The organism is Streptomyces sp. Pv4-95 (assembly GCF_045782725.1).
Taxonomy (GTDB): domain Bacteria; phylum Actinomycetota; class Actinomycetes; order Streptomycetales; family Streptomycetaceae; genus Streptomyces.
In genome coordinates, this window is record NZ_CP127172.1 from 4,163,249 (window position 1) to 4,178,216 (window position 14,968).

Below are 14,968 nucleotides of genomic sequence, written 5' to 3' on the forward strand. Positions count from 1 at the left end.
GCCATGCACGTAGCGCATCTGTCGCTCGCCGACTTCCGCTCGTACGCCCGGGTCGAGGTCCCGCTCGACCCGGGCGTCACGGCGTTCGTGGGCCCCAACGGCCAGGGCAAGACCAATCTGGTCGAGGCCGTCGGCTATCTCGCGTCGCTCGGCAGCCACCGTGTCTCCTCCGACGCGCCACTGGTGCGGATGGGCGCCGAGCGGGCGATCATCCGGGCTGCCGTCGTCCAGGGCGAGCGGCAGCAGCTGGTGGAGCTGGAACTCAATCCGGGCAAGGCGAACCGCGCCAGGATCAACCGGTCCTCGCAGGTCAGGCCGCGCGATGTGCTGGGAATCGTCCGGACGGTGCTGTTCGCGCCGGAGGACCTGGCGCTGGTCAAGGGCGATCCGGGTGAGCGCCGGCGGTTCCTGGACGAGCTGATCACCGCGCGCTCCCCGCGGATGGCCGGGGTGCGCGCGGACTACGACCGGGTGCTCAAGCAGCGCAACACCCTGCTCAAGACGGCGGCGCTGGCCAGACGGCACGGCGGACGGCAGATGGATCTGTCGACGCTGGACGTGTGGGACCAGCACCTCGCGCGGGCGGGCGCGGAGCTGCTGGCGCAGCGGCTGGACCTGATCGCCACGCTGCGGCCGCTGGCGGACAAGGCGTACGAGCAGCTGGCACCCGGTGGCGGGCCGCTGGCGCTGGAGTACCGCGGGTCGGCGGGCGAGTCGATGGCCGACGCGACGACCCGCGAGGAGCTGTACGGCGTGCTCCTCGCGGCGCTGGGCGAGGCCCGTAAGAACGAGATCGAGCGGGGCGTGACGCTGGTCGGCCCGCACCGCGACGACCTGGTGCTGAAGCTGGGGGAGCTGCCGGCGAAGGGATACGCCAGCCATGGCGAGTCCTGGTCGTACGCGCTCGCCCTGCGGCTGGCGTCGTACGACCTGCTGAGCTCGGAGGGCAACGAGCCGGTGCTGGTGCTCGACGACGTCTTCGCGGAGCTGGACGCGCGGCGCCGCGAGCGGCTCGCCGAGCTGGTGGCGCCCGGTGAGCAAGTCCTGGTGACGGCGGCGGTGGACGACGACGTGCCGGGGGTGCTGGCCGGGGCGCGGTTCGCGGTCGCCGACGGCACCGCGACGCGGGTGACGCGGTGAGCGGCGAGGAGCTGCCGGAGCGCGGGGAGCCGGGTGCCGGGGTGCCCGAGCAGCCCAAGCCGCCGGAGTTGTCCGGGGTGGATCTGGCCCGCCAGGCGCTGGTGGCGGCCAAGGAGCAGGCGCGGGCGCGGGGCGCAGCCGCTCAGCAGAAGAAGCAGGCCAGACGCGGTGGGCTGCGCTCGGGTGCGCGCGCCGACGGCCGGGATCCGCTGCCTCTGGGAGCGGCGATCAACCGGCTGATCACCGAGCGCGGCTGGGAGACCCCGGCGGCGGTCGGCGGCGTGATGGGCCGCTGGCCGCAGATGGTGGGCCCCGAGGTGGCGCAGCACTGCGAGCCGCAGAAGTACGACGAGGACGCCCGGGTGCTGACCGTCCAGTGCGACTCCACGGCGTGGGCGACGCAGCTGCGGCTGCTGGCGCCGCAGCTCGTGGCGCGGCTGAACCAGGACCTCGGGCAGGGCACCGTGAAACTGATCAAGGTGCTGGGCCCCGGCGGCCCCCCGCGGCGCTACGGCCCGCTGCGCGCACCGGGCAGCAAGGGCCCGGGGGACACCTACGGCTGAGCCGTGGGAGAGACCTGATCACCGTTGTCCACGGGAGTGTCGGGTGAGACCCCGCTCACCGTAGTCGGAGGTTGACAGTCCGAAGCGCTGAGCGCCCGCGTGAGCGTCCTGGGGCCCCTTCTCGGATATGGGGAGTCGGCGGACGTCAGTTCAGGGCGGCACATGACGACTCAGGTGCCTCCAAACCCCCATGGATGTCGGCGCTACCGGTAGACTGGGGGCAATCCCGCCCACTCGCGGAACATGTCGAACGACGTAGCCGCTCCCGCCTGTCTTCCCTGGGGTTTCCCCCGCAGGCGCGGAAGGGCTCGTGCTGTGCCAGAAAGGGCGCTTCGTGGCCGACTCCGGCGACCTCAACGAGAACAACACGGCTTCCACAGAAGAGGAGGTTCCTGCCGGTGTCATGGGCGACTCCTCGGTGGAGAAGTCGTATGACGCCAGCGCGATCACTGTCCTCGAAGGCCTGGACGCGGTTCGCAAGCGCCCCGGCATGTACATCGGCTCGACGGGCGAGCGCGGTCTGCACCACCTCGTGCAAGAGGTCGTCGACAACTCCGTCGACGAGGCGATGGCCGGGCATGCGGACACCATCGACGTGACGATCCTGGCCGACGGCGGCGTTCGCGTCGTCGACAACGGCCGCGGTATCCCCGTCGGCATCGTGCCGTCGGAGAACAAGCCGGCCGTCGAGGTCGTGATGACCGTGCTGCACGCCGGCGGCAAGTTCGGCGGCGGCGGCTACGCGGTCTCCGGTGGTCTGCACGGCGTGGGTGTCTCCGTCGTGAACGCGCTGTCGCAGCGGGTGGCGGTCGAGGTCCGCACGGACGGCAACCGCTGGACGCAGGAGTACAAGCTCGGTGTGCCGACCGCGCCGCTCGCCAAGCACGAGGCGACGGACGAGACCGGCACCTCGGTGACCTTCTGGGCCGACGGCGACATCTTCGAGACCACCGAGTACAGCTTCGAGACGCTGTCCCGGCGCTTTCAGGAGATGGCGTTCCTCAACAAGGGTCTGACGATCGCGCTGACGGACGAGCGCGCGGACCACGTGGACGAGGAGGGCAGGCCGCTCTCCGTGCGCTACCACTACGAGGGCGGCATCGTCGACTTCGTGAAGTACCTGAACTCGCGCAAGGGCGAGCTGGTGCACCCCACGGTGATCGACGTGGAGGCCGAGGACAAGGAGCGGCTGCTCTCGGTCGAGATCGCGATGCAGTGGAACACCCAGTACAGCGAGGGTGTCTACAGCTTCGCGAACACCATCCACACCCACGAGGGCGGTACGCACGAGGAGGGCTTCCGTGCGGCGCTGACGGGTCTGATCAACCGTTACGCGCGCGACAAGCGGCTGCTGCGCGAGAAGGACGACAACCTCACGGGTGAGGACATCCGCGAGGGTCTGACGGCGATCATCTCGATCAAGCTCGGCGAGCCGCAGTTCGAGGGCCAGACGAAGACGAAGCTCGGCAACACCGAGGCGAAGACCTTCGTGCAGAAGATCGTCCACGAGCACCTCACGGACTGGCTCGACCGCAACCCCAACGAGGCCGCGGACATCATCCGCAAGGGGATCCAGGCGGCGACGGCCCGGGTCGCGGCCCGCAAGGCGCGCGATCTGACCCGCCGCAAGGGTCTGCTGGAGACGGCGTCGCTGCCGGGCAAGCTGAGCGACTGCCAGTCCAACGACCCGACGATGTGCGAGATCTTCATCGTCGAGGGTGACTCCGCCGGCGGCTCGGCCAAGTCCGGCCGCAACCCGCAGTACCAGGCGATCCTTCCGATCCGAGGCAAGATCCTCAACGTCGAGAAGGCGCGGGTCGACAAGATCCTGCAGAACAACGAGGTCCAGGCGCTGATCTCGGCGTTCGGCACCGGGGTCCACGAGGACTTCGACATCGAGAAGCTCCGCTATCACAAGATCATCCTGATGGCGGACGCCGACGTCGACGGTCAGCACATCAACACCCTGCTGCTCACCTTCCTCTTCCGCTTCATGCGGCCGCTGGTCGAGGCCGGGCACGTCTACCTCTCCCGCCCGCCGCTCTACAAGATCAAGTGGGGCCGCGACGACTTCGAGTACGCCTACTCCGACCCGGAGCGGGACGCACTCATCGAGATGGGCAAGCAGGCCGGCAAGCGGATCAAGGACGACTCGGTCCAGCGGTTCAAGGGTCTCGGTGAGATGAACGCCGAGGAGCTGCGCATCACGACCATGGACACCGACCACCGTGTCCTCGGCCAGGTCTCGCTGGATGACGCGGCCCGCGCGGACGACCTGTTCTCGGTGCTGATGGGTGAGGACGTCGAGGCCCGGCGCTCCTTCATCCAGCGCAACGCCAAGGACGTCCGCTTCCTCGACATCTGAGCCCTGTCGGCCCGTACAACAGCCGCAGCTCGAAAGGACTTTGAACCAGCATGGCCGACGAGAACACTCCTGTGACCCCTGACGGCGTGACCGCCGAGGGCGCCCCCGCCGCCATCGAAGGCGTGGGTATGCGCGTCGAGCCCGTCGGGCTCGAAACGGAGATGCAGCGCTCCTACCTCGACTACGCGATGTCCGTCATCGTCTCGCGTGCGCTGCCCGACGTGCGGGACGGCCTCAAGCCGGTGCACCGCCGCGTGCTGTACGCGATGTACGACGGCGGCTACCGCCCCGAGAAGGGCTTCTACAAGTGCGCCCGCGTCGTCGGTGACGTCATGGGTACGTACCACCCGCACGGCGACTCCTCGATCTACGACGCCCTGGTGCGCCTGGCCCAGCCGTGGTCGATGCGGATGCCGCTGGTGGACTCCAACGGCAACTTCGGTTCTCCGGGCAACGACCCGGCCGCGGCCATGCGGTACACCGAGTGCAAGATGAAGCAGCTGGCCATGGAGATGCTCCGGGACATCGACGAGGAGACCGTCGACTTCCAGGACAACTACGACGGCCGTAACCAGGAGCCGACGGTTTTGCCGGCGCGCTTCCCCAACCTGCTCATCAACGGCTCGGCCGGCATCGCGGTCGGCATGGCCACGAACATCCCGCCGCACAACCTCCGCGAGGTCGCGGCCGGCGCGCAGTGGGCGCTCGAACATCCGGACGCCTCCAACGAAGAGCTGCTCGACGCGCTCATGGAGCGCATCAAGGGCCCCGACTTCCCCACCGGCGCGCTGGTCGTGGGCCGCAAGGGCATCGAGGAGGCGTACCGCACCGGCCGTGGCTCGATCACGATGCGCGCGGTGGTGGCGGTCGAGGAGATCCAGAACCGCCAGTGCCTGGTGGTCACGGAGCTTCCGTACCAGACCAACCCGGACAACCTCGCGCAGAAGATCGCCGACCTGGTCAAGGACGGCAAGATCGGTGGCATCGCCGACGTCCGCGACGAGACCTCCTCGCGGACGGGCCAGCGCCTGGTCATCGTGCTCAAGCGGGACGCCGTCGCCAAGGTCGTCCTCAACAACCTCTACAAGCACACGGACCTGCAGTCGAACTTCGGCGCGAACATGCTCGCCCTGGTCGACGGCGTGCCGCGCACGCTGTCCCTGGACGCGTTCATCCGCAACTGGGTCAACCACCAGGTCGAGGTCATCGTCCGGCGGACGAAGTTCCGGCTGCGCAAGGCCGAGGAGCGGGCCCACATCCTGCGCGGTCTGCTCAAGGCGCTGGACGCGATCGACGAGGTCATCGCGCTGATCCGGCGCAGTGAGACGGTCGAGGTGGCGCGCGAGGGCCTGATGGGCCTGCTGGAGATCGACGAGATCCAGGCCAACGCCATCCTGGAGATGCAGCTGCGCCGGCTGGCCGCCCTGGAGCGCCAGAAGATCACCTCCGAGCACGACGAGCTGCAGCGGAAGATCAGCGAGTACAACGCCATCCTGGCCTCCCCGGAGCGCCAGCGGCAGATCATCAGCGAGGAACTGGCCGCGATCGTCGAGAAGTTCGGCGACGACCGGCGCAGCAAGCTGGTGCCCTTCGAGGGCGACATGTCCATCGAGGACCTGATCGCCGAGGAGGACATCGTCGTCACGATCTCCCGTGGCGGCTATGTGAAGCGGACGAAGACCGACGACTACCGGTCGCAGAAGCGCGGCGGCAAGGGCGTGCGGGGCACGAAGCTGAAGGAAGACGACATCGTCGACCACTTCTTCGTCTCCACCACCCACCACTGGCTGCTGTTCTTCACGAACAAGGGCCGGGTCTACCGCGCGAAGGCGTACGAGCTCCCGGACGCCGGGCGGGACGCGCGCGGGCAGCACGTCGCCAACCTGCTGGCGTTCCAGCCGGACGAACAGATCGCGCAGATCCTGGCGATCCGGGACTACGAGGCCATGCCGTATCTGGTGCTCGCCACCAAGGCCGGCCTGGTGAAGAAGACGCCGCTGAAGGACTACGACTCGCCGCGCTCCGGCGGTGTCATCGCGATCAACCTGCGCGAGCAGGAGGACGGCGCGGACGACGAGCTGATCGGCGCCGAGCTGGTGTCGGAGAACGACGATCTGCTGCTGATCAGCAAGAAGGCGCAGTCGATCCGCTTCACGGCCACCGATGACGCGCTGCGGCCCATGGGACGTGCGACATCCGGTGTGAAGGGCATGAGCTTCCGCGAGGGCGACGAACTGCTCTCGATGAATGTGGTCCGAGCCGGTACGTTCGTCTTCACCGCCACCGACGGTGGCTACGCCAAGCGCACGCCGGTCGACGAGTACCGCGTCCAGGGCCGCGGCGGTCTGGGCATCAAGGCCGCCAAGATCGTGGAGGACCGTGGCTCGCTGGTCGGCGCGCTGGTCGTCGAGGGGACCGACGAGATCCTCGCGATCACGCTGAGCGGTGGAGTGATCCGTACGCGGGTCAACGAGGTGCGCGAGACCGGGCGTGACACCATGGGCGTCCAACTGATCAACCTGGGCAAGCGAGATGCCGTGGTCGGCATCGCACGGAACGCCGAGGCCGGTCGTGAGGCCGAAGAGGTCGACGGGATCGAGCCCGACGAGACCGACGCGGCCGAGGGAACCGAGCCCGCAGCCGAGGGCGAGCAGCCCGCGGCGGAGTAGCACGAGGAGTAAGTCGTGAGTGGAGCCACGGGCGCTGCGGCGGGTGGACCGGGAGAGAGCAAGAGCTCCCCGTCCGGACCCGCGACCGTGAAGGACAACAGCGCCCGTGGCTCCGCCGCGTCCGGCGGCCCCCGGGACGAGGGCTCCTACGAGGGGGGAACCGTGACCGATACGCGCCAGCCACAGCCGCAACCGCAGGCTCAGGGCGGTCAGCAGCCGTACCAGCCGCCGCAGGCGTACAGCACGGGCGGCGGCAAGGCCGGCGGGCAGTCGGTGCGTCTGCCGCGTACCGGAGCGCGTACGACGCCGCGCACCCGCAAGGCGCGCCTGCGGGTGGCCCGCGCCGATCCCTGGTCGGTGATGAAGGTCAGCTTCCTGCTCTCCATCGCGTTGGGCATCTGCACGGTCGTGGCCGTCTCGGTGCTGTGGATGGTGATGGACGCGATGGGCGTCTTCTCCACCGTCGGCGGCACGCTCAGCGAGGCGACCGGCTCCGGGGACGGCGGCGGCTTCGATCTGCAGTCGTTCCTCTCGCTGCCGCGGGTGCTGCTGTTCACGGGGATCATCTCGGCGATCGACGTGGTGCTGGCGACGGCGCTGGCCACCCTCGGCGCCTTCATCTACAACCTCTCGGCGGGCTTCGTCGGCGGGGTGGAGCTCACCCTCGCCGAGGACGAGTGAGGCCCTGATGGGAGCCCGTTCCGAGCGCTGCGGGAACCGATTTTGGGAACGCCTCTGAAGTGCGCTAATCTTTCGGTGCAGCGAACGCGCGGCTATAGCTCAGACGGTTAGAGCGCTTCCCTGATAAGGAAGAGGCCCCAGGTTCAAGTCCTGGTAGCCGCACTGCACAATCGGCCCGGCCGGAGATTTCTCCGGCCGGGCCGATTCGTTGTGCCGGGCCGCGAGTTGGGTGCGCGCCGGGCCGTTCGCGGGGCGGTTGCCGGGTGCGGGCTAGATAACCGATCGGTATCGGTCGGTGTGTATCATCGGCCCCCATAGGTCCCCTACGTCAACGAAAGACGAGGTCGCGCGGTGAAGAAGCTTCTCCTGGTCGCACTGGCCGCCATCGGCGGGCTCCTCGTGTACCGCCAGATCCAGGCGGATCGCGCCGAGCAGGATCTGTGGACGGAGGCGACCGACTCCGTGCCCGCAGGTTCGGGTGTGTGAGACCCAACGCGCAGCACATTGCGTACGAACCCCGGTTGCCCCTAGGCGACCGGGGTTTCGTGCGTCCGGGGCGGATTCCGTGCGTTCGGCGCGGGAGGAGCGCGGGGCTTTGTGGTGCCGCGGGGTGGCCGGTGTCCGGCGGTCGTGGGGGAGTCCGCCGTTGCAGGACCGTAACGGCCCCAGCCTTGAATTTGCTATAGCACACCATTAGATTGCAACAGCAAAGTTCATGTGTGTGATGTGACATGTGGGACCAAGGGGGACAAGGGGACATGGCACGACGACCACGCAGGGGGGCGGTGGCGTTGCTCGGCGGGCTGCTGATGGCCCTCGCCGCGGCGCCGCTCCAGGCGGCGGCCGCACCGGCAGCGCCCTCGGCGCCGGCCGACGACGGCACCGGCATGGTGATGGTGCTGGACTCGTCCGGTTCGATGGCCGAAAAGGACGGCTCCGGAAGCACCCGGATCGCCGCCGCCCGCAAGGCCGTCGGCACGGTCGTCGACGCGCTCCCCGACGGCTACCCCACCGGACTGCGGGTCTACGGGGCCGACAAGCCCAAGGGATGTGACGACACCCGGCTCGCCCAGCCCGTGGCACCCCTCGACCGGGCAGGCATGAAGCGGGCCGTCGCGGGGGTGACTCCCAGGGGCGACACCCCCATCGGGCTGTCGCTGCGCAAGGCCGCCGCCGACCTGCCCAAAGCCTCGGGCGGTGCGATGGGCAAGCGCACGATCCTGCTGATCTCCGACGGCGAGGACACCTGCAGGACGCCACCGCCCTGCCGGGTCGCGGCCCAACTGGCGGCTTCCGGTGTCGATCTGCACATCGACGCCATCGGCTTCCAGGTGGCGGGCGCGGCGCGGCAGCAGCTGGAGTGCCTCGCCAAGGCCGGCAACGGGCAGTACTACGACGCCCCGGACGCCGCCTCGCTCGCCCGCCAATTGCAGCGGGCCGGCCAACTTTCCGCGGACGGCTACCGCTTCAAGGGGAAGAAGGTGCGTGGCACCGCCACCGCGGGCGGCGCACCCGCCCTCGCCCCGGGGCAGTACCTCGACACCATCGGGCCCAACGAGGAGCGTTATTACGCCACCGAGCTGGACGCCTCCTCGACGGCCAACTTCTCGGCGACGGCGGTCCCGCAGCCCGGGGCGGCCGTCGACTCCCTCGACACCCTGCGCACCAGGATCGCGTACGGCACCGACAGCGCCTGCGCCTCCACCTCGCAGATGTTCGGCCGGCAGGAGGGCGCGACACCGCTCACCTCGGGCGTCAGCCGGATTCCCTCCGAGCGCGGCACCAACGGCTGCGACAAGGCGGGCAGGTACTGGCTCGTCGTCGAGCGCAAGGCCGCCAAGGGCTCGGACGCCACACGCTGGCCGCTGGAGCTGACCTTCGACGTCGAGGCCCCGCTGAAGAAGGGCGTCACGCCCGCCCAGTCGGAGCCGGAGTACGGCGCGGGCGGCAAGGACGCCGCTCTGCCGACCACCGCGCCCGAGGACGTCACCGGTGGCACCGGCTTCAACGACGCCCGCCGGCTCGCCCGGGGCGTGTGGCGGGACAAGATCCTTCCCGCGCAGACCCTTTGGTACAAGGTCCCGGTCGGATGGGGACAGCAGCTGCGCTACGACGTGGAGTTCGCCAACGAGCCCACGCTCAAGGGCCACAGTGCCGTCACCTCCTACGCGGGCACCCAGGTCTACACCCCTTCGCGGACCCCGGTCGGCAGCGGCACCGGTGAGTTCAGCCCACAGGTCCCCTACAGCGGCCGGCTGGCGTCGCTGAGCATGGGGACGGTGCCCGTCGCGTGGACCAACCGCTACGAGAGCCACCCCAACACCCTTCCCGTGCACCGCAAGGGCGACTTCTACATCGCGGTGACGCTGGGCGCCAAGGCCGCGGAGATCGCCGAGAACCCGCGGATCGGGGTGGTGCTGCGGGTCGCGGTGCTCGGCAAGGAGAAGACCGGCCCGCAGGCCGGAGCGGCCGCCGCCAAGGCCGGGGCGGCCGCGGACCGGGCCGCCCCGGCGGCGGACGGTGCCGGCGGCGATGCAGGATGGGCCGCGGGCCCCGTGGTGGCGGCCGTCTCCTTCGGCGTGGGAGCCCTGTTGCTCGCGGGCCTGGCGGTGGCCTATCTGCGAGCCCGCAGGAAGCAGCATCCGGACGGTGGGAACGGGGATCCGATGAGAGGTGGCTCGTGGTGACGGGGCGGACGGCACACAGGGGTCTCGCCGTGCTGGCGGCGCTCGCGGCGGTGGCGCTCATGCCGGGGGCGGTGGCCTCGGCAGCGGAGCCGCCCGCCTACCGGCCGGCGGAGGGCGCCAAGGCCGCCCAGGGCACCCCCAGTGCGGCGGACGCGCCCCAGATCACGCCCGGCCTGTACACCGACACCATCGGACGCGGGGAGACGAAGTACTACGCGGTCACCCTCGACGCCAAGTCCAGCGCCTACTTCTCCGCCGTCGCCGCGCCCGCGCCCGGCACCAAGGTCGAGGACTCCGGCGACCGCATGACCGTCAGCGTCCAGGACAGCAGCGGCAGCACCTGCAGCACGGATGCCACCCCGACCTTCCACGGCGGCGGCACGGCCTACCCCATCGCCGACTACGCCAGCAGGCGCATCGGCAGCGACCGGCCGCAGTGTCAGGAAGCCGGCCCCTACTACCTGGTGATCAGCCGGGAGGGGGCGGCCACCTCCGGGCCCGACAGCTGGCCGATCGAGGTGGGCTATCTCAGCGAGCCCGCGCTCAAGGGCAGCACCCCGGGGAAGCCGGGCGAGGGCAGCTGGAGCACCGCCACGCCCGCACCGCCCACGGCCTCCGGCAAGCGAACCGCCAAGGGCGGAACCGGCTTCAACGATGCCGGGTCGGTCGGCGCCGGCGTCTGGAAGGACCGGATCCTGCCCGGCGAGACCCGCTTCTACCGGGTGCCGGTCGACTGGGGACAGCAGCTCAACCTGCGGGCCGAGCTGCCGAACGCCAAGACCGGGTCCACCGAGTACGTCTCCGACGCCCTCGGGCTCGGCGTCTACAACCCGGCACGCGGTGCGGTCAGCGACGACAACTTCGTCCCGTACGACGGCAAGCAAGCCGTGGCGAAGGAGTTCACCGCGCCGGTCGCCTACGGCAACCGCTTCCACACCACCGACGCGATCAGCGCGATGCGGTTCGCGGGCTGGTACTACCTGGAAGTCACCCTGCACCCGGACGCGGCGCAGTTCTTCCCCAAGGGAGCCGACCTCACCCTCCGCGTGGACGTGCGCGGTACGCCGAAGCCGGGGCCGGGCTACGCAGGTCCGGCAGGCGACTTCTCCGTGACGCCCGAAGAGCGGGAGATGGCCGACAAGGGACAGAGCGAGCAGGAGGCGGCGACGAGCGGCACGCTGCGGACGGTGGCCTACGCCGGGATCGGCGTGGGCTTCGTGCTGCTCACGGGCCTCGTGGCCTGGACCGTGGTGGCCCGGCGCAAGGCCGCGGCGGCGGGCGCGCCCGACGTCGGCGGCGCCGCGCTTCCCGGGGGCGGCCCGCAGGCACCGGCCGACGGGTCCTGGCCGGGGCAGCCGGGGCAGATGTTCCCCCGGCAGGGCGGACAGACGCCGCAGGACCAGCAGGGCGGACAGGCGCCGGGGGACGGGCAGTTCGGGCCGCCGCGGGGCTGGTAGCGGCGGAGGGGCGGCCGGTGGGGCTCCTGTGTCCCCAACCGGCCGGCGTGGCCCGTACGGGCCATGTGGCGGCTCAGGAGGCCATCAGGGCCCAGACACCCACCGCGATGCACAGCAGCGCGACGATCAGCACCGGGACCGCGACCTTCGGGGACGGTCCCGGTTTCCTTTCCGGTGAGGCGACGGCGCGCACCGCGGGGGCGGGGGCGAACGGGGCCTGCCCGGGGACCGGGTACCGGCCCGCCGTGTAGGGGCGGGTCGCCGAATGCTCCGGCCGCGCGGCCGCCGTGGGCTCGTAGGCGGGGATCGGGGACGGCGGCGGGGTGGCGGGTGGCGACGGGATCGGTTGGCCGCCCGGCAACGGTGTCGGTGTCGGTGTGGGCGGGGTGTTCGGCTGCTGCGGCGCGGCGAAGCGGGGCTCCGGAGGCGCCAGCGGGAAGCTTCCGGTGTCGGACATCGATGCCGGACCGGCGGCCGCGGCGCCCTGGCTTGCGTCGGTGTCCCCGCTCGTCAGGGGGCCGTCGGGGCCGAAGCCGGCCGGCAGCGGCCCTATGTGGTCGAAGACCTCGACGATCTCGTCCTCGATCGTCGCGTCGGGCAGCAGCTCGACCGCGGACAGGATCGCCTTGCGCGCCCCGGTGGCCGTCTTGAACCGCGCTTCGGGGTCGGGGTGCAGCAGCGAGGCCAGCACCTGCCACAGCGGCTCGGGAACGCCCTCCGGGGCGTGCGGGATGCCGTGCTGCTCGAAGCGCCTGACCAGCGCCTCGGAGTCCGGTTTGGTGCCGGTGATCAGGTAGAGCGCCACCAGGCCGACCGCGAAGAGGTCCGCGGGGAAGTCCGGCTCGGCACCCAGCATCTGTTCGGGTGCGAAGTAACCGGGCGTCCCCATCACGTAGTTGGTCTCGGTGAGGCGGGGCTCGCCCTTGCGCATCGAGATGCCGAAGTCGGACAGCCGCAGATGTGGCCTGCCGGTGCCGGTGGCCTCCAGCAGGATGTTCGCCGGCTTGATGTCGCGGTGCACCACGCCCTCCGCGTGCACCGCCGTCAGACCGGCCAGCAGCTGATCCAGCAGGATGCACACGAACCGGGGCGGCAACGGGCCGTAGTCACCGATCAGATGCGCCAGCGATCCGCCGTTGACCAGGTCCATGGTGAACAGGACGTTGTCGTCGTCGGCCGCCCAGCTCGCCGGCGCCAGCACATGCGGATGGTCGATACGCAGCGCCTGTTCGCGTACGAAGCGCAGCAGTGTGTGCGCGTCGCTCTGCTGCAGCACCTTGGCCGCGACATAGCGGCGGCGTCGGTGGTCCCAGGCACGCCAGACCGCGCCCACACCGCCTCGGCCGATCGGATCGATCAGCTCGTACCGAGCGGCGAAGATCTCACCCATTGCGCCCCGTTCGCCTTCCTGGCTCCGCGACTTCGCTGCGGAGCATCCCCGCTATCCCTGGTGCGCCTCGTAGTGGGCGACCGCGTCGGCGGTGCGACCGGCACCGTAGACCCTGAGGAACTCTGCCAGCTCGGGGTGAGTCGGGGCGAGGGTGTTCGCCGCATCGATGATGTCCCCCGCGTCCGAGACCGAGCGCAGCAGCGACTGGATCTCGCGCACCACGCGCCGCACGGTCGTCGCGCCCGTCGACGAGGTGGCCTGCGCGGTGTTGTTCAGCACCGAGCCGCCGGCCGTCTTCTTGATCTCTTCCATGCGGTCGGTGGCCTCGGCGGCGCTCGCACTGCCGTCGGAGACCTGTCCGGCCAGTTCCTGCAGGGCCTGCACCCGCTGCACGACGGCCGGGTTGCCTATCTTCGCGCGCTGCCCGCTCATCAGCTGGGACAGCATCGGGGCGGACAGGCCGAGCACGGAGGCGAGCCGCGCCTGGTTGAGACCGAGATCGTCGATGAGACGGCGGAACAGCGCGCCCAGAGGCTCCCCGTACCAACTGCGCTGCAGCTCCCGGGCCCGCGCGGTGGCTTCCTGCTGTGCTGCGTCCATGCCGTCTCCCCATCTCCCCGATGCGCTTCGCTGCCGCGAATCTCGCGAGGCATCCTACGGAGAGCGACCGGGCCGGGCGATACCCGGTCGGGAAAGCGGCCTGGCACCGGGTACCCTGGTGCGCGAAGGGGCCTTAGCTCAGTTGGTAGAGCGCTGTCTTTGCATGGCAGATGTCAGGGGTTCGACTCCCCTAGGCTCCACCTTCAAAAGGCCCTCCGACCAGCGTTAACAGCTGGTCGGAGGGCCTTTTTCCGTAGGGTCCGGGTTGCGCGGAAGCCTGGGGTTCCGTGGAGCGCCCGGTCGTGGATGACGGGAGAGCGGTTCCGGGGAGTTCACCGGCCGATGTACCGCGGCGGATTACGCGCGTGCCGGGGACACACCTTCCTCCCGCGGACGCCACAACAGCGCGGCGGCGGCGAGTGCGGCACTGACCACGGCGAGCCCCACCGCCAGCATTTCCGGCCAGGCTGTGGCATCACCCAGGATCAGCAGCGGGTCCACGAGGCCGACCCGGGAGAGCGCGTGCAGCATGATGACGGCCACGGCCGCGCTCGCACTCGCCGTCCAGGCCAGGGCCGTGTCCCGGACCGAGAGCCAGCCGGCCAGCAGCAGGTAGACCACGGCGATGGTCACCGAGAGGCCGTCGCCCCCGGACTGTTCGGGCGGCCCGCCCATCGGCAGGTGGCTCAGTCCGCAGGCGGCCAGGGCCACGGCCGCGGGCCAGCGAAACGTGGACCGCAGCACTCCGCCGGTGGTGTAGTCCTGGCGGTACGAAGCGCCTCCGTGGCCGCTTTCGGAGTGATCGCTGCTCCGGGCCGGCACGCGCGGGGGGTGCTTCGGGTAGGGCGCGGCGCCCCACATCACGCGCTGGGCCTGGGTGGACACCTGCGCGGAGTCGACCGGGTCGGGGGGAGCGGGCTCGGGCTGGAGGGGGACGGCCCAGGTGGCGGCCATGGGGTCACCACCGGGGTAGGACCGGTCGTCGTCCTGGCCCTCCGCCGACCCGCTGTGCTCGTCGGGGGGGCCGAACAGCGCGATCAGTTCCGCGACCTCTTCGACCGACCGGCCGATGGCCGCCGCGCGCAGCGCCTCGCGGCACGAGTCCGATGTGCGCGGATCGTTGAGCAGTGCGACCAGTGGCGCCACCTCGCTCAGCGGACGGGTGACCGCCGCCACGCGCAGTGCCTCGTCGGCGGAGTGGTAGTCGTCACCGTTGCGCTTGAGGAGCGCCACCAGGGCGGCGACCTCCTCCAGGGGGCGGTTGGTGGCCGCCGCCCACACGAGCGTGCGGACGGAGGCGGCTTCCGGGGTAGCGGGCGGGCGGGTCTCGTCGGGGTCTGTCGAGGACAGGTCGGCGTCGCCGTGGCCGAGAAGTGCTGGTTCGGAGGACATCGAGGACTCCACTGAACGAGGGGG

General features: G+C 70.6%; 11 protein-coding genes and 2 tRNA genes. 10 read left to right on the forward strand and 3 right to left on the reverse strand.

Annotated elements, in window-relative coordinates; translation table 11 throughout:
• Positions 1-3: 3 nt before the first annotated feature.
• The 9 genes from recF to QOM21_RS18295 all read left to right on the forward strand — a co-directional run bounded on the left by recF (position 4) and on the right by QOM21_RS18295 (position 11,562).
• Positions 4-1,140: a DNA replication/repair protein RecF gene (recF, locus tag QOM21_RS18255; RefSeq protein WP_407551415.1), complete on the forward strand. Its 1,137-nt coding sequence runs from the start codon at positions 4-6 to the stop codon at positions 1,138-1,140.
• Positions 1,137-1,703 carry a DUF721 domain-containing protein gene (locus tag QOM21_RS18260; RefSeq protein ID WP_407551417.1) on the forward strand — a complete coding sequence of 189 codons (567 nt, stop codon included), beginning with the start codon at positions 1,137-1,139 and terminating at the stop codon, positions 1,701-1,703. The genes recF and QOM21_RS18260 overlap by 4 nt, the downstream gene beginning before the upstream one ends.
• Before the next feature lie 334 nt (positions 1,704-2,037).
• The gene (gene gyrB, locus QOM21_RS18265; protein ID WP_407551418.1) at positions 2,038-4,068 is read left to right on the forward strand and encodes a DNA topoisomerase (ATP-hydrolyzing) subunit B; all 2,031 of its coding nucleotides are present in this window, start codon (positions 2,038-2,040) and stop codon (positions 4,066-4,068) included.
• A gap of 50 nt (positions 4,069-4,118) precedes the next feature.
• Positions 4,119-6,737 (forward strand): DNA gyrase subunit A, encoded by a 2,619-nt coding sequence (gene gyrA / locus QOM21_RS18270; RefSeq protein WP_407551420.1) that lies wholly within the window; start codon positions 4,119-4,121, stop codon positions 6,735-6,737.
• 15 nt (positions 6,738-6,752) lie between these two features.
• Entirely contained in the window at positions 6,753-7,418 is a 666-nt protein-coding gene (locus QOM21_RS18275; RefSeq protein ID WP_407551421.1) for a DUF3566 domain-containing protein, read from the forward strand.
• Between the two features lie 88 nt (positions 7,419-7,506).
• Positions 7,507-7,580: transfer RNA gene (locus QOM21_RS18280), tRNA-Ile, on the forward strand.
• A gap of 189 nt (positions 7,581-7,769) precedes the next feature.
• Positions 7,770-7,904, forward strand: a complete 135-nt coding sequence (locus QOM21_RS18285) for a DLW-39 family protein (protein ID WP_003958712.1) — start codon at positions 7,770-7,772, stop codon at positions 7,902-7,904.
• A 272-nt stretch (positions 7,905-8,176) separates the two neighbouring features.
• Positions 8,177-10,105, forward strand: coding sequence for a vWA domain-containing protein (locus QOM21_RS18290; protein ID WP_407551423.1), 1,929 nt, complete (start codon positions 8,177-8,179; stop codon positions 10,103-10,105).
• Positions 10,102-11,562 (forward strand): hypothetical protein, encoded by a 1,461-nt coding sequence (locus tag QOM21_RS18295; RefSeq protein WP_407551425.1) that lies wholly within the window; start codon positions 10,102-10,104, stop codon positions 11,560-11,562. The genes QOM21_RS18290 and QOM21_RS18295 overlap by 4 nt, the downstream gene beginning before the upstream one ends.
• A 73-nt stretch (positions 11,563-11,635) precedes the next feature.
• On the opposite strand, the gene QOM21_RS18300 is transcribed toward QOM21_RS18295, so the two are convergent.
• Positions 11,636-12,952 carry a serine/threonine-protein kinase gene (locus QOM21_RS18300; RefSeq protein WP_407551427.1) on the reverse strand — a complete coding sequence of 439 codons (1,317 nt, stop codon included), beginning with the start codon at positions 12,950-12,952 and terminating at the stop codon, positions 11,636-11,638.
• A 51-nt stretch (positions 12,953-13,003) separates the two neighbouring features.
• Positions 13,004-13,552 carry a helix-turn-helix domain-containing protein gene (locus QOM21_RS18305; protein WP_407551429.1) on the reverse strand — a complete coding sequence of 183 codons (549 nt, stop codon included), beginning with the start codon at positions 13,550-13,552 and terminating at the stop codon, positions 13,004-13,006.
• 127 nt (positions 13,553-13,679) lie between these two features.
• Between QOM21_RS18305 and QOM21_RS18310 the strand changes: the two genes are divergently transcribed.
• A tRNA-Ala gene (locus QOM21_RS18310) sits at positions 13,680-13,752 on the forward strand.
• A gap of 157 nt (positions 13,753-13,909) precedes the next feature.
• On the opposite strand, the gene QOM21_RS18315 is transcribed toward QOM21_RS18310, so the two are convergent.
• A complete protein-coding gene (locus QOM21_RS18315) occupies positions 13,910-14,944 on the reverse strand; it encodes a hypothetical protein (RefSeq protein WP_407551431.1) in 1,035 nt (344 codons plus the stop codon).
• Between the last annotated feature and the right edge of the window lie 24 nt (positions 14,945-14,968).

Coding starts and splice junctions, on each gene's coding strand:
- recF (WP_407551415.1), top strand. CDS start 4: ATGCACGTAGCGCATCTGTCGCTCGCCGACTTCCGCTCGTACGCCCGG.
- QOM21_RS18305 (WP_407551429.1), bottom strand. CDS start 13,552: ATGGACGCAGCACAGCAGGAAGCCACCGCGCGGGCCCGGGAGCTGCAG.
- QOM21_RS18290 (WP_407551423.1), top strand. CDS start 8,177: ATGGCACGACGACCACGCAGGGGGGCGGTGGCGTTGCTCGGCGGGCTG.
- QOM21_RS18300 (WP_407551427.1), bottom strand. CDS start 12,952: ATGGGTGAGATCTTCGCCGCTCGGTACGAGCTGATCGATCCGATCGGC.
- QOM21_RS18315 (WP_407551431.1), bottom strand. CDS start 14,944: ATGTCCTCCGAACCAGCACTTCTCGGCCACGGCGACGCCGACCTGTCC.
- gyrA (WP_407551420.1), top strand. CDS start 4,119: ATGGCCGACGAGAACACTCCTGTGACCCCTGACGGCGTGACCGCCGAG.